Annotated in this window: 13 protein-coding genes and 1 tRNA gene; 7 read left to right on the top strand and 7 right to left on the bottom strand. The window is 65.3% G+C overall.

The features are described from left to right. Positions 1 to 2: 2 nt before the first annotated feature. Complete coding sequence (locus tag FBT96_RS04795; RefSeq protein ID WP_136905196.1) at positions 3 to 665, top strand: class I SAM-dependent methyltransferase; 663 nt, start codon at positions 3 to 5, stop codon at positions 663 to 665. 237 nt (positions 666 to 902) lie between these two features. Here the strand turns inward: FBT96_RS04795 and FBT96_RS04790 are convergent, their stop codons facing one another. Further along, a complete protein-coding gene (locus FBT96_RS04790) occupies positions 903 to 1,721 on the bottom strand; it encodes a sulfotransferase family protein (protein WP_136905195.1) in 819 nt (272 codons plus the stop codon). Between the two features lie 146 nt (positions 1,722 to 1,867). On the opposite strand from FBT96_RS04790, the gene FBT96_RS04785 reads away from it, so the two are divergent. From FBT96_RS04785 to FBT96_RS04765, 5 genes are all read left to right on the top strand, one after another. After that, the gene (locus FBT96_RS04785; protein ID WP_136905194.1) at positions 1,868 to 3,442 is read left to right on the top strand and encodes a DUF5928 domain-containing protein; all 1,575 of its coding nucleotides are present in this window, start codon (positions 1,868 to 1,870) and stop codon (positions 3,440 to 3,442) included. Between the two features lie 11 nt (positions 3,443 to 3,453). Next, positions 3,454 to 3,834, top strand: coding sequence for an HIT domain-containing protein (locus tag FBT96_RS04780; RefSeq protein WP_136905193.1), 381 nt, complete (start codon positions 3,454 to 3,456; stop codon positions 3,832 to 3,834). A 236-nt stretch (positions 3,835 to 4,070) separates the two neighbouring features. Then, positions 4,071 to 4,253 (top strand): zinc-finger domain-containing protein, encoded by a 183-nt coding sequence (locus FBT96_RS04775; protein WP_136905192.1) that lies wholly within the window; start codon positions 4,071 to 4,073, stop codon positions 4,251 to 4,253. Between the two features lie 92 nt (positions 4,254 to 4,345). After that, complete coding sequence (gene polA, locus FBT96_RS04770; protein ID WP_136905191.1) at positions 4,346 to 7,198, top strand: DNA polymerase I; 2,853 nt, start codon at positions 4,346 to 4,348, stop codon at positions 7,196 to 7,198. A gap of 73 nt (positions 7,199 to 7,271) precedes the next feature. After that, the gene (locus FBT96_RS04765) at positions 7,272 to 7,685 is read left to right on the top strand and encodes a cytochrome c family protein (protein ID WP_136905190.1); all 414 of its coding nucleotides are present in this window, start codon (positions 7,272 to 7,274) and stop codon (positions 7,683 to 7,685) included. Between the two features lie 67 nt (positions 7,686 to 7,752). Here FBT96_RS04765 and groL read toward each other — a convergent pair whose 3' ends face one another. Both groL and FBT96_RS04755 read right to left on the bottom strand, forming a co-directional pair. Beyond that, positions 7,753 to 9,390 carry a chaperonin GroEL gene (gene groL / locus FBT96_RS04760; RefSeq protein ID WP_136905189.1) on the bottom strand — a complete coding sequence of 546 codons (1,638 nt, stop codon included), beginning with the start codon at positions 9,388 to 9,390 and terminating at the stop codon, positions 7,753 to 7,755. Positions 9,391 to 9,438: 48 nt separating this feature from the next. Continuing rightward, complete coding sequence (locus tag FBT96_RS04755) at positions 9,439 to 9,726, bottom strand: co-chaperone GroES (RefSeq protein ID WP_055212665.1); 288 nt, start codon at positions 9,724 to 9,726, stop codon at positions 9,439 to 9,441. Positions 9,727 to 9,966: 240 nt separating this feature from the next. Here FBT96_RS04755 and FBT96_RS04750 point away from each other — a divergent pair, with 240 nt between their 5' ends. Further along, positions 9,967 to 10,887: a manganese-dependent inorganic pyrophosphatase gene (locus tag FBT96_RS04750; protein ID WP_136905188.1), complete on the top strand. Its 921-nt coding sequence runs from the start codon at positions 9,967 to 9,969 to the stop codon at positions 10,885 to 10,887. A gap of 173 nt (positions 10,888 to 11,060) precedes the next feature. Here FBT96_RS04750 and FBT96_RS04745 read toward each other — a convergent pair. From FBT96_RS04745 to FBT96_RS04730, 4 genes are all read right to left on the bottom strand, one after another. After that, positions 11,061 to 11,137, bottom strand: a tRNA-Met gene (locus FBT96_RS04745). Positions 11,138 to 11,199: 62 nt separating this feature from the next. Continuing rightward, entirely contained in the window at positions 11,200 to 12,246 is a 1,047-nt protein-coding gene (gene mnmH, locus FBT96_RS04740) for a tRNA 2-selenouridine(34) synthase MnmH (RefSeq protein ID WP_136905187.1), read from the bottom strand. Beyond that, entirely contained in the window at positions 12,246 to 12,869 is a 624-nt protein-coding gene (locus tag FBT96_RS04735; RefSeq protein ID WP_136905186.1) for a L,D-transpeptidase, read from the bottom strand. The genes mnmH and FBT96_RS04735 overlap by 1 nt, the downstream gene beginning before the upstream one ends. 73 nt (positions 12,870 to 12,942) lie before the next feature. Further along, on the bottom strand, positions 12,943 to 13,443 hold the full coding sequence (locus FBT96_RS04730) for an acyl-CoA thioesterase (protein WP_136905216.1): 501 nt from the start codon (positions 13,441 to 13,443) through the stop codon (positions 12,943 to 12,945). Positions 13,444 to 13,495: the final 52 nt, after the last annotated feature.

Genomic DNA, 13,495 nt, shown 5'->3' with positions numbered 1-13,495 from the left:
CCATGGGCCGCTCGCCCTATCTGGCGCCGGATTTCTACGGCAAGGCGCTGGCCGAGGGGCGGCACCGCGCCATCGTCGGCGGGCGCTGGGACGAGACCGGGCGGGCGCAGATGGCGGCGCTGCGCGAGGTGGGGCGGATGCTGCCCCACCATCATCTGCTCGACATCGGGGCGGGGGCGCTGCGGCTGGGCTGCAAGGCCGTCACGTATCTGCAGCCGGGGCATTACTGGGGCACCGATGCTTCGCGCGATCTGATGCTGGCGGGCCATGCGGCGGAACTGGCGGACCCGGCGCGGCTTGACCCGGCGCAGCTGATCGCGGACGACGGTTTCGCCTTTCCGGGCGTGCCCGAGGCGATCACCCATGCCATCGCCTTCGCGGTCTTTCCGCATCTGCCGAATGACTGTCTGGGGCAGGCGCTGGCGAACCTCGCCCGGTTTCCGCGGCTCGAAGTCTTTCTTTTCACCGTGTTTCTGGCGCCCGAGGCGCAGGCGGGGGCAGCCTATCGTCAGCCCGACGGGGTGGTGACCCATCCGGACCGGCCGCCCCGGCACATGCTGGAGCGCGACGTTCTGGCCGCAGCCGCTGGCTGGGATCTGACGAAACACGACCGGATGCTGCCGCGCGGTCAGGTGCTGTTCGAGGCGCGGCGGGCGGGGGGCTGAGCCCCGGTTTCGGGCGGAGAAGGAAAGGCACCGCCTTTCCCCGCCCGCAGGGCAGCGGTTTTGCCAAGACCGTTGCCGCGACGCGCAACAGAGGCCGGCGCCTGCCCCGGCGGGCGAGAAGCGCCCGCCAGGGGCGGGGCGGGCGCTGGCCGGGACGCTTTGGCGCCCCGGCGGTTGCAGGGCCGATGGTGCGCGTGACCTCGGCGATGGCCTCGGTCAAGACAAGCGTCTTTGCCCTCAATCGCCCAGTTTCACATGCACCTCGTCCAGATCGACCTCGCCCAGCGGCATCTTGTTGTCGGGATTGTCGAAGTCGTATTTGAACAGCTGGAAATCCTTGCGGTAGATTTCCCACACGAGATGGCGCGACAGATCGTCGAAATAGGCCGAGACCGGATGCGCCCGCTTCGGCCCGTGGCCCTCGCTTTCGTTGAACTTCGGCACCGCCTTCAGATCGACCGGATGGCGCGTCCGGATGTTGTTCAGAACGACCTGCATCCCCTCGTCGAATTTCTCGGTGAAGAAGATGTGGTCATAGCGCCCGCCGTTGACGATGAAGGTCGCGATATGCCCCGACATCGCCGACCAGTGAATGTCGGGCTCCATCGGGCGGCGCCAGCGGATGGTGTCGCGCGCAAACAGCAGAAAGCGGCGGAACGAGGCCACCTGATCGAATTCGAAGCCGTTTTCCGGGCTGCCGACATCGATGCCGTATTTCTGAATGAGCTGCGGCACCAGCGCGCCGCGGTAGCGCTTGCCGTTCCGTTGAATCCCCGCGATCTTGTCGAAGAAGGACGACAGGATCCGCGCATAGGGGTTGCGCACGCAGGTGAAGGCATAGGATTTGTGCGCCCTGACATTCGCCTCGATCGGCTTTTGGCTTTGCTCCTGGCTCCACTTGTGCAGCCCCGCCGTGCTGTCATGGATGTCGCCGTCGAAAAACCGCCCGTGATCGGAATAGAACATGATCTGCCCGATCGAGGAGCAGGCGCATTTCGGAACGACCCGATAGACGACGCTCTCGCTCTCGGTCATCCAAGTGCCGGGAAACCCCATGGTGTGAACCTCCAGTCGCAGTGCGCCAAGCCTGTCACACCACTCTTCAAGAATTCCTACCCTTGAAGCAAAGAACCTCTGTTTTTTCAATGTCCTTTGACGGTATCTAGGCGAATAGGGCATAACTGGCACGGCTTGTTTCCAATATGGCAAAAATCGCCTTCATCCTGCTGACCCATAAAGACCCCGACGGGATCATCGCGCAGGCCGAACGGCTGACCTCGGCGGGGGATTTCGTCGCGATCCATTTCGATGCCCGCGCCAGCCGCGACGATTACGCGCGGATCCGCGCGGCGCTGGCGACCAATCCCGCCGTCACCTTCGCGCGCAGGCGGCACAAATGCGGCTGGGGGGAATGGAGCCTCGTCGCCGCGACGCTCTCGGCGGTCGAAGCGGCGCTCGAGGCCTTTCCGCAGGCGACGCATCTCTACATGCTCTCGGGCGATTGCATGCAGATCAAGACCGCCGAATATGCGCATCGCTTTCTGGACGCCGAGGATGCCGATTACATCGAATGTTTCGATTTCTATGCCTCGGACTGGATCAAGACCGGCTTCAAGGAAGAACGGCTCGCCTATCGGCACTGGTTCAACGAACGCACGCAAAAGACGCTGTTCTACACCTCGTTCGAATGGCAAAGGCGGCTTGGCCTGACGCGGCGGGTGCCCGCGGATCTGCAGATGATGATCGGCTCGCAATGGTGGTGCCTGCGCCGCAGCACCATCGCGGCGGTGCTTGATTTCGCCGCCCGCCGCCGCGACGTGATGCGGTTTTTCCGCACCACCTGGATCCCGGACGAGACCTTCTTTCAGACCATCGTGCCGCATCTGGTCCCCGAAGCCGAGATCCGCCGCCGCACCCTGACCTTTCTGATGTTCACCGATTACGGCATGCCGGTGACCTTCTACAACGACCATTACGACCTGCTCGTGTCGCAAGATTACCTGTTCGCGCGCAAGATCAGCGCCGATGCGCTGACGCTGAAAGCGCAGCTGAGCGCGCTCTGGGAACAGCGCGACGTGTCCTTCACCGTCTCGAACGAGGGGCGGGCGCTGTTCAGCTTCCTGACCGGGCGCGGCCGCGAGGGGCGCCGTTTCGCACCGCGCTTTTGGGAACGCGAATCCAGCCTTGGCCGCGACCGCACCCTGCTTCTGGTCGTGTGCAAGAAATGGCATGTGGCCAAGCGTCTGGTCGAGCAGGTCCGCCAGCAGGCGGGCGTGGCGGCGGTGGAGTATATCTTCAACGAAGACGGCGGCCTGCCCGATCTGGGCGGGATCGAGCGCTCGGTGGAGAAGCGCAACCGGCATCGCCGCGCGCTGTTGCGGATGCTCTTCGACTACCATCAGACCGACCGGCTGGTGCTCTGCCTCGATCCGGCGGCGATCGATCTGATGCGGGATTTCGCCACCGACAAATGCACGGTGCGGCTGCTTGAAATCGAATGCGCCTTTTCCGACGCCTATCTGATCGGTCATGCCCGCCGCGTCGGGCTGGCGGGCGACAGCACCCCGCCCGAGGTGCTCGACCGGCTTTTGCCGACGATCCGCAACGACCTGCGCCACGAAAGCGACCAGATGCGCGACGCGGGCTTCCCGGTCTTCCTGCGGATGCGCCAGTGCGACAGCCCGGAGGAGAACGCCGTCCCGCTGGCGGCGTTTCTGGGCATCGCGCCCGATCTTGCACATCGCATCGCGGCGACCGATTATCTGTTCGTCGATTGAGGAGAACGCCCTTGGCCTATGTCTATGATCCCACGAACATCTTCGCCCGCATCCTGCGCGGCGAGATCCCCAACCGCACGGTGCTCGACACCGCGCACACGCTGGCCTTCCGCGACATCGCGCCGAAAGCCCCCGATCATGTGCTGGTGATCCCCAAGGGCCCCTATGTCACCTACGATCATTTCTGCGCCGAAGCGTCCGAGGCCGAGATCGTCGATTTCACCCGCGCCGTGGCCAAGGTGGTGAGCCTGATCGGCGCCGAGGCGCATTCCGGGGCCAAGGGCTTCCGCGCCATCACCAATGCCGGTGAAAACGGCGTGCAGGAAGTGCCGCATTTCCACCTGCACATCCTGGCCGGGCGCTGCATCGGCCCGATGGTCGTCACCGACTGACGCCCGCCCCGGCCGCCCCCGCGAAAGGGCGTATTTGGACCAAGAAGAAACGGCATCGGCTTCTTCTTGGCGAAAATACGCTGGGGGGCCCGGGGGGCGAAGCCCCCCGTCCTTAACGTTGTGGGGGGGCAAAGCCCCCGGCCGCCTGCCGAGGGGGGCCGCGCGGAACGCTTGCGCGCTGCGGCGTTATTTCGCATAACTCCGTCCGACCCATTTGCCGCGCTCAGGAGCCAGCCATGTCGAACGCCCCCGAAATCAAGGTCGTCACCCATTGGAAAGGCGCCTGCGACGGCGGCGAAGGCGCTTTGGGCCACCCCAAGGTGTATCTGACCATCCCGCGCGAGAGCGGCGAGATCTGCTGCCCCTATTGCGGCAAGAAATTCATCATCGACCGCGCCAACGCCGTCGAAGACCACTGAGCCCGCGCCCCGCGACGATGCAAAGGCGGCCCCGCGGCCGCCTTTTCGTTTGCGGGGGGCTGTGGCACAACGAAGCAAAAGAGGAGGCGCACATGAGTTTCGGAAAAGGCTGCCATCTGCATCTGATCGACGGCTCGGCCTTCATCTTCCGCGCCTATCACGCGCTGCCGCCGCTGACGCGCAAATCCGACGGGCTGCCCGTCGGCGCCGTGGCGGGCTTCACCAACATGATCTTCCGCTACATCGAAGACGCGCGGGGCGCCGATGCGCCCACCCATGCGGCGGTGATTTTCGACTACAGTTCCAAGACCTTCCGCAACGAGATCTATCCCGCCTACAAGGAAAACCGCCCCCCCGCGCCCGAGGATCTGCGGCCGCAATTCCCGCTGACCCGCGACGCCACCCGCGCCTTCAACCTCGCCTGTCTGGAAATCGAGGGCTTCGAGGCCGATGACATCATCGCCACTCTTGCGCGCCAAGCGCGCGAGGCGGGCGGGCGGGTCACGATCATTTCCTCGGACAAGGATCTGATGCAGCTGGTGGGCGATGGCGTGGTGATGCTGGATGCGATGAAGAATATCGTCATCGGTCCCGAGGAGGTCGAGGCGAAATTCGGCGTGCGGCCGAACCGGGTGATCGACGTGCAGGCGCTGGCGGGCGATTCCGTCGACAACGTGCCCGGCGCCCCCGGCATCGGCATCAAGACCGCGGCGCAGCTGATTGCGGATTATGGCGATCTGGAAACGCTGCTGGCGCGGGCGGGCGAGATCAAGCAGCCCAAGCGGCGCGAAACGCTGCTCAATTTCGCCGAGCAGATCCGGGTCTCGAAACGGCTCGTCACGCTCGAGGACCATGTGCCGCTCGACTTCGGGCTCGACAGTCTCGAGGTGAAGGAGCCCGAGCCCGAGGCGCTGATCGCTTTCCTGGAGGCGATGGAGTTCCGCAACCTGACCAAGCGCGTGGCCGAGAAATTCGGCCGCGAAATCCCGGTTGGCGCCCCCGCGCCCAAATCTGATGCCGCCGCGCGCTGGGCCGAGGGGGCGGCGCCGCAGGCCCGGATCCAACCGCAGGCCGAGGATGTCGCGCCGATCGACCCCGGCCGCTATCTGTGCATCACCGAGGCCGCCGCGCTGCGCGACTTTCTGGCCGAGGCGCAGGCAACCGGCGTGCTGGCCGTCGATACCGAGACCACCTCGCTGGACGAGATGCAGGCCGATCTGGTCGGTGTCTCGCTTTGCACCGGGCCGGGGCGGGCCTGCTACATTCCGCTGGGCCATACGACCGGCGGCGACGATCTTTTCGGCACCACCGCGCGGGCGGCGGGGCAGATGCCGATGGACGAAGCGCTTGCGATCCTGAAGCCGGTTCTGGAGGATGAAAGCATCCTGAAGATCGGCCAGAACATGAAATACGACTGGAAGATCTTCGCCCGGCGCAACATCCGCGTCGCGCCTTTCGATGACACGATGCTGATGTCCTATGCGATGTTTTCCGGCCTGCACGGGCATGGAATGGACGCGCTGTCCGAGGAATATCTGCAGCACCGGCCGATCCCGATCAAGGAGCTGATCGGCACCGGCAAGGCGCAGATCACCTTTGACAAGGTTCCCGTGGACAAGGCCACGGCTTACGCGGCCGAGGATGCCGAGATCACCTTCCGGCTCTGGGCCGCCTTCAAGCCGCAGCTGCACCGGGCCAGGGTGACGACGGTCTATGAGACGCTGGAACGCCCGCTGGTGCCGGTTCTGGCGGAAATGGAGATGGCGGGGGTCAAGGTCGATCCCGCCGTCCTCGCCCGGATGTCGAATGTCTTTGCGCAGCGCATGGCGGGGCTTGAGGAGGAAATTCAAGCCCTTGCAGGCCAGCCCTTCAACGTGGGCAGCCCCAAGCAGCTGGGCGAGATCCTGTTTGACAAGCTGGGCGTGCCGGGCGGCGAAAAGGGCAAGACCGGGGCCTGGGCGACCGGGGCCGATGTGCTCGAAGACATCACCACGATGGAGGATCACAAACAGGCGGCAGAGCTGGCTTCGAAGGTGCTCGACTGGCGCCAGATCGCCAAGCTGAAATCCACCTACACGGATGCGCTGCAGACGCATGTGAACCCCGAGACCGGCCGGGTGCACACCTCTTACAGCATCGCGGGGGCGAACACCGGGCGGCTGGCCTCGACCGATCCGAACCTGCAGAACATCCCCGTGCGCAGCGATGAAGGCCGCCGCATCCGCGAGGCTTTCGTGGCAACGCCGGGGCATCGCATCGTCTCGCTCGATTACTCGCAGATCGAACTCCGCATCCTTGCCCATGTCGCGAACCTGCCCGAGATGAAGGCGGCTTTCGCCCGTGGCATCGACATTCACGCGATGACGGCGTCCGAAATGTTCGGCGTTCCGGTCGAGGGGATGGACCCGATGGTGCGCCGCCGCGCCAAGGCGATCAACTTCGGCGTCATCTATGGCATCTCGGGCTTCGGTCTTGCGCGCAACCTGCGCATCCCGCGGAGCGAGGCGCAGGGCTTCATCGACCGCTATTTCGAGCGGTTCCCGGGCATCCGCGCCTATATGGACGAAACCGTGGCCTTCGCCAAGGCGCAGGGCTTCGTGCAAACGCTTTTCGGCCGCAAGATCCACACGCCCGAGATCAACGCCAAGGGGCCCGGCGCGGGCTTTGCCAAACGCGCCGCGATCAACGCGCCGATTCAGGGGGCGGCGGCCGACATCATCCGCCGCGCGATGATCCGCATGCCCGCCGCCATCGCGCATCTGCCCGCAAGGATGCTCTTGCAGGTGCATGACGAACTGATCTTCGAGGTTGCGGAAAGCGCCGTCGATCCGCTGATCGCGGTGGCGCGCGCGGTGATGGAAGGCGCGGCCGATCCGGCGGTGCAGCTTTCGGTGCCGCTTGTCGTCGATGCGGGGCAGGGGGCCAGCTGGGCCGAGGCGCATTGAGCCCCGCCATTTGCGCTGCATCAGGGCGGGCGGCCCCGCCGCATGCTTTGCTGCCGTCAAACGGAGGTGTGCGATGCGTGCGATTCTGATCTGCTTCGGCGGGGCGATGGGGCTGGCGGCCTGCATGGGGGCGGTCGATCTGACGGCGCCCTCGCCCGCAAGGGACTATGCCGATTACTGTGCGGGCTGCCATGGCACCGGGGGCGATCCCGGGCCGATCGCGCAGGAGCTGAAGCTGCATCCGGTCTCGCTGGCCGATCTGACGATGATGAACGACGGCCGCTTTCCCGAGGCGCGGGTGATGTCGAAGATCGTCGGGCACCGCGAACATGGCGAGATGATCGGGGCGCAGGCGGGCGAGATGCCGTCCTTCGAGCCGATGCTGGACGGGCCGGTGGTGCTTTACGACACGGGCGACGGCATCGCGACGCCGACCCCGGCGCGGCTGGTGCGGCTGATGGAATACATCAAGGGCATGCAGCAATAACCGCCTGCCACGGCAACGAAAAAGGGCGCCCTTGCGGGCGCCCTTCGATCTTCCCCGGCAGGGAAGATTACATCATGTCCATGCCGCCCATGCCGCCCATGCCGCCGGCCGGGGCCGCTTTCGGCTCGGGCTTCTCGGCGATCATGCATTCGGTGGTGATCAGCAGACCGGCGATCGAGGCCGCATCTTCCAGCGCGGTGCGGGTGACCTTGGCCGGGTCGATGACGCCGAAGCCGAACATGTCGCCATATTCCTCGGTCTGGGCGTTGAAGCCGAAGGCCGGGTCAGCCGATTCACGCACCTTGCCCGCAACCACGGCGCCATCGACGCCCGCGTTTTCGGCGATCTGACGCAGCGGCGCTTCCAGCGCGCGACGCACGATCGAGATGCCCGCATCCTGATCCGAATTCGCGCCGGTCAGGTCGTTCAGCTTCTTCGCGGCCTGAACCAGAGCCACGCCGCCGCCGACGATGATGCCTTCCTGCACGGCCGCGCGGGTGGCGTTCAGCGCGTCGTCCACACGGTCCTTGCGCTCTTTCACTTCGACTTCGGTCATGCCGCCGACGCGGATCACCGCAACGCCGCCCGCCAGTTTGGCCACGCGCTCTTGCAGTTTCTCACGGTCGTAGTCCGAGGTGGTTTCCTCGATCTGGGTGCGGATCTGGCTGACGCGGGCGGCGATTTCCGCCTTGTCGCCATGACCGTCGACGATCGTGGTGTTCTCTTTCGAGATCGTCACTTTCTTCGCCCGGCCCAGCATGTCGAGCGTGACGTTTTCCAGCTTCATGCCCAGATCGTCCGAGATCACCTGACCGCCGGTCAGGATCGCGATGTCCTGCAGCATCGCCTTGCGACGATCGCCGAAGCCCGGCGCCTTGACGGCGGCGATCTTCAGGCCGCCACGCAGCTTGTTGACCACGAGGGTCGCCAGCGCTTCGCCTTCAACGTCTTCCGCGACGATGATCAGCGGACGGGTCGACTGGATCACGGCTTCCAGGAGCGGCACCATCGGCTGCAGCGAGCTGAGTTTTTTCTCGTGCAGCAGGATGTAGGCGTCTTCGAGATCCGCGATCATCTTGTCGGGGTTGGTCACGAAGTAGGGCGAGAGATAGCCGCGGTCGAATTGCATCCCTTCGACGACTTCGACTTCGGTGTCCATGCCCTTGTTTTCTTCGACGGTGATCACACCCTCGTTGCCGACTTTCTGCATCGCATCGGCGATGAAGCGGCCGATCTGGGCTTCGCCGTTCGCCGAGATGGTGCCGACTTGCGCGACTTCGTCGCTGTCTTTCACCGGGCGGGCGGCGGATTTGATCGCTTCGACGACCGTGGTGGTGGCCAGGTCGATGCCGCGCTTCAGATCCATCGGGTTCATGCCCGCGGCGACGGCTTTCATGCCTTCGCGGACAATGGCTTGCGCCAGAACGGTCGCGGTGGTGGTGCCGTCACCGGCTTCGTCGTTGGTGCGGGAAGCGACTTCCTTCACCATCTGCGCGCCCATGTTCTCGAACTTGTCGGAAAGTTCGATTTCCTTGGCGACCGAGACACCGTCCTTGGTGATGCGCGGGGCGCCGAAGGATTTTTCGATCACCACGTTGCGGCCTTTCGGGCCGAGCGTCACCTTGACCGCATCGGCCAGGATGTTGACGCCGCGCAGCATCCGGTCGCGGGCGTCGGTCGAGAATTTGACTTCTTTGGCTGCCATTCTTTCGGCTCCTTCAAATATCGTGGGGGATCAGGGTCTTCTCGTCGATTACGAGATGATCCCCATGATGTCCGACTCTTTCATGATCAGCATCTCGACGCCATCCAGCGTGACTTCGGTGCCCGACCATTTGCCGAACAGGATGCGATCGCCCACGGCGACCGAGGGCGCGATCAGCTCGCCCGAATCCTTGCGCGCGCCGGCGCCGACGGCGACAACTTCGCCCTCGGCCGGTTTTTCCTTCGCCGTATCGGGGATGATCAGGCCGCCCTTGGTTTTTTCTTCGCTTTGAACGCGTTTGACCAGCACGCGGTCATGCAGCGGTTTGAATGCCATCTGGGTCACTCCCTAAGGTTCCAGGTTCATGCTTTCAGCACTCGACGTTGGCGAGTGCTAACGACCCGGGAGTTAGTCATCGCCCCCCCGGCCTGTCAACACCCGGGGTCGGAAAAATTTGCACGGGCGCCGATCACGCGCCGTGATGCTGCAGGTGCGAAATGGCGTGGGCAAGACGTGACAAGCGGGGGCCAAGGCCCTATAAAGCGCCAAAATCCCCATCCAACACCCGAGGAACGCATGACCACCAAGGTTTTCGGCCACAAATCCCCCGACACCGACTCGACCGGCTCGCCCATCATCTGGGCCTGGTACATGACCGAGGTGCTGGGCCAGCCCGCGAAACCGGTGCTGCTGGGCGAGCCCAACACCGAAGCGGCCTTCGTGCTGAGCCACTGGGATCTGCCGAAACCCGAGATCATCGCGGGCGTCGACGCCGGTGACAAGGTCGTCATCGTCGACACGAACAACCCGGCCGAGCTGCCCGAGGGCATCAACAAGGCCGACATCCTGGCCATCATCGACCACCACAAGCTGGTCGGTGGTCTGGAAACCAAGGGCCCGATCGACATCACCATCCGCCCGCTGGCCTGCACCGCCACGATCATGTTCGACCTGATGGGCGAGGCGGTGGCGAAAGCCCCGCGCGGCATCAAGGGCGCGATGCTGTCGTGCATCCTGTCCGACACGCTGGAATTCCGCAGCCCCACCACCACCGCGCATGACAAGGCCGTGTGCGAGAAACTGGCCGCCGATCTGGGCGTGGACATGGCCGCGCTGGCCACCGCGATGTTCGAGGCGAAATCGGACGTGTCCGAGTTCTCGGATGCCGCGCTCTTGCGGATGGATTCGAAAGAATACACCGTCGATGGCAAGGAGCTGCGCGTCTCGGTGCTGGAAACCACCGCGCCGAAGCTGATCCTGGACCGCAAGGACAGCCTGATGGAATCGATGGTCGATGTGGCCAAGGAAGACGGCGCCGATCAGGTGCTTCTGTTCGTCGTCGACATCCTGAAGGAAGAGGCGACGCTGCTGGTGCCGAACGATTTCGTCAAGCGCATCGCCGAGGCCTCTTTCCCCTGCACCGTGACCGGCGACACCGTGGTTTTGCCGGGCATCATGAGCCGCAAGAAACAGATCATCCCGGCGCTGAAGGTCTGAACGGATCTTGTCGCCCGGGCGACCGGATCAGGCGGGGGGGCTTCGGCTCCCCCGTTTCATTTCGGGGGGCGTGACGTCAGGCGGGTCTGCCGCAGGATTGCATCCGCAAGCCGGGCGCAAGGCCACAAGCCGCGCTGGTCAGCGCGCCGGTTCAAATTCACGAAGGGGGAAGTTGGTGGCGAGGGGGGGACTCGAACCCCCGACCCCGTGATTATGAGTCACGTGCTCTAACCTGCTGAGCTACCTAGCCACTGGCGGCGTCACTAAGGGATGGCGGCGGGGGCGTCAAGGGCGAAATCGGGAAAAAGTGCTTCAGGCCAGCAACCGCCCTGCCGCAGCCATGACATCGGCCGCCAGCGCGGCCAAAGCCTCGGGGGCAAGGCTCGCGGCTGCAATCTCGATCACCCGGTGATCCTGCCGCGCGCGGTGCTTGTCGTAGCGCGGATCGTAATGGCGCTGCATCAGCTCGGCCGCCAGCGCCTCGAAGGCCCGCGCCCCGGCCAGCCCATGCCAGCGGTGGATCACCTCGGCGGGGTGATAGGGGCGCAGCTGGTCGATCAGCCGCGACAGCCGCAAGGGATCGGCGACGATATCGGCATAGGCCCGCGCCAGATAGGCCGCGCGCGCGGGCAGGGGCGCCGCCAGCCGCAGTCGCGGCGCCGCCCGCAGCGCCGCCCACAGGCTTTTCGGCAGCTGGATCTGCCCCACCTTGGCGCTTTCGCCCTCCAGGATCACCGGCCGCGCCGGATCCAGCTGCGCCAAGGCCAGCGCCAGCCTGCCCTCGAAGCCGGTCTGCGCCGGTTGCCCGCCCGGCAGCGCGCCAAAGATCGAGCCGCGGTGATTGGCCAGCCTCTCGAGGTCGATCACCTGCGCGCCCTGCGCCCGGGCGGCCTGCAAGATCGCGGTCTTGGCCGAGCCGGTGTTGCCATCCAGCACGACGACCGGCGCCCGGATCGGCTGCGCCAGCGTCTCCAGCACCAGCCGCCGCCAGCTCTTGTAGCCGCCCTCGAGCAGATCGGTGCGCCAGCCCACCGCGCGCAGGATCGTCGCAAACGACCCCGAGCGCTGCCCGCCGCGCCAGCAATAGACCAAGGGCCGCCAGCCCCCGGTCTTGTCCGCCAAAGGGCCCTCCAGATGCGCGGCGACATTCCGCGCCACCAGCGCCGCGCCGATCTTGCGCGCGTCAAAGGGCGAGACCTGCTTGTAGATCGTGCCGACCCGGGCGCGTTCCGCATCCGAGAGCGCGGGCAGGTTGATCGCCCCCGGAAGATGATCAAGCGCATATTCCGCAGGCGAGCGCACGTCGATGATCGTGTCAAAATCAAGCGCCGCCGCCTCGGCGACCGAGGTCAGAAGCATCAGTAGACCGTGACCGGCGTGCCCAGCTCGACCACCTTGTAAAGCGCCATCACATGATCGTTCACCATGCGCAGGCAGCCGTTCGAGACGGCATGGCCGATCGAGGCGGGCTCGATCGTGCCATGGATGCGGATGCCGGTGTCATGGCCGTTCTGGAACAGATACATGGCCCGCGCCCCCAGCGGGTTGCCCGGGCCCCCGGCCATGCCGGTTTCGGCATATTTCGCGTAATGGCTGGGGCTGCGCTTCACCATCTCGGGGGTGGGTTTCCAGCTCGGCCATTCGACTTTCCGCGCCACCGTGGCCTGACCGCGGAACTGCAGCTCCGCGCGGCCGACGGCCACGCCGTAGCGCATCGCCTTGCCCGGCGCGATGATGTGGTAAAGGAAGAACTTGTCCGAGACGACGATGATCGAGCCCACCGCCAGATCGGGCTTCACATCCACCTCGGTCGGGTAGAATTGCGGCGCGATCGGCCAGGTCTTGGCGGGGGCAACCGCCGCCGGAGACGCCGCCGCAGGCGCGGCAGCGGCGGCCGGAGCCGCGGCGGGGGCCTGCGCGAAGAGCGGCTTTGCAGCCACGCCCAGCGCGGCCAGACTTGTCAGAAAAGTGCGGCGATACATGCAGGTCTCCCGGTTCGGTTGGGGCAGGCTAGCAAAGCGCCTGCCCCCGCTCAACGTCAAAAGGGGGGGGAGCCTACTCCGACTTGCCCAGCGCCGCGGCCTCCATCTGCGCCTCGTGCTCGCGCCGCAGCGCCTTGCGCAGCTCGGCCGCCTTCCAGCGCAGCATCTCGGTCTCGTCCGCAGGCTCCAGCATCGGCACCGGCACGGTCTTGCCGGTCTCATCCACCGCGACCATGGTGAAATAGCAGCTGTTGGTGTGCCGCCGCGTGCCCTCGCGGATGTTTTCCGCCTCGACCCGGATGCCGATCTCCATCGAGGACCGCCCGGTGTGGTTCACCGAGGCGCGAAACCGCACCAGCTCGCCGACATGGATCGGTTCCTTGAAGATCACCTGATCGACGGAAATCGTCACCGCATAGCGCCCCGAATAGCGCGAGGCGAGCGAGAAGGCGACGCGATCAAGCCAGTTCAGCAGCGCGCCCCCGTGCACCTTGCCGGAAAAATTCGCCAGATCCGGCGTCATCAACACGGTCATTTCCAGCGTCTTGCGCTCTTCGGCGGACAAAGGGTTCATCATCGGTGACCTCGTGCAAATCGAAAACGTGCCAGAGGCGTATTTCAGCCAA

The organism is Rhodobacter capsulatus, from assembly GCF_005144475.1.
GTDB classification, from domain to species: Bacteria; Pseudomonadota; Alphaproteobacteria; order Rhodobacterales; family Rhodobacteraceae; genus Rhodobacter; species Rhodobacter capsulatus_C.
Note: the sequence above shows the minus strand (reverse complement) of the source record. Positions and strands in the feature narration are given on the sequence as shown.

Coding starts and splice junctions, on each gene's coding strand:
- FBT96_RS04795 (WP_136905196.1), top strand. CDS start 3: ATGGGCCGCTCGCCCTATCTGGCGCCGGATTTCTACGGCAAGGCGCTG.
- FBT96_RS04790 (WP_136905195.1), bottom strand. CDS start 1,721: ATGGGGTTTCCCGGCACTTGGATGACCGAGAGCGAGAGCGTCGTCTAT.
- FBT96_RS04785 (WP_136905194.1), top strand. CDS start 1,868: ATGGCAAAAATCGCCTTCATCCTGCTGACCCATAAAGACCCCGACGGG.
- FBT96_RS04775 (WP_136905192.1), top strand. CDS start 4,071: ATGTCGAACGCCCCCGAAATCAAGGTCGTCACCCATTGGAAAGGCGCC.
- polA (WP_136905191.1), top strand. CDS start 4,346: ATGAGTTTCGGAAAAGGCTGCCATCTGCATCTGATCGACGGCTCGGCC.
- FBT96_RS04765 (WP_136905190.1), top strand. CDS start 7,272: ATGCGTGCGATTCTGATCTGCTTCGGCGGGGCGATGGGGCTGGCGGCC.
- groL (WP_136905189.1), bottom strand. CDS start 9,390: ATGGCAGCCAAAGAAGTCAAATTCTCGACCGACGCCCGCGACCGGATG.
- FBT96_RS04755 (WP_055212665.1), bottom strand. CDS start 9,726: ATGGCATTCAAACCGCTGCATGACCGCGTGCTGGTCAAACGCGTTCAA.
- FBT96_RS04750 (WP_136905188.1), top strand. CDS start 9,967: ATGACCACCAAGGTTTTCGGCCACAAATCCCCCGACACCGACTCGACC.
- mnmH (WP_136905187.1), bottom strand. CDS start 12,246: ATGCTTCTGACCTCGGTCGCCGAGGCGGCGGCGCTTGATTTTGACACG.
- FBT96_RS04735 (WP_136905186.1), bottom strand. CDS start 12,869: ATGTATCGCCGCACTTTTCTGACAAGTCTGGCCGCGCTGGGCGTGGCT.
- FBT96_RS04730 (WP_136905216.1), bottom strand. CDS start 13,443: ATGAACCCTTTGTCCGCCGAAGAGCGCAAGACGCTGGAAATGACCGTG.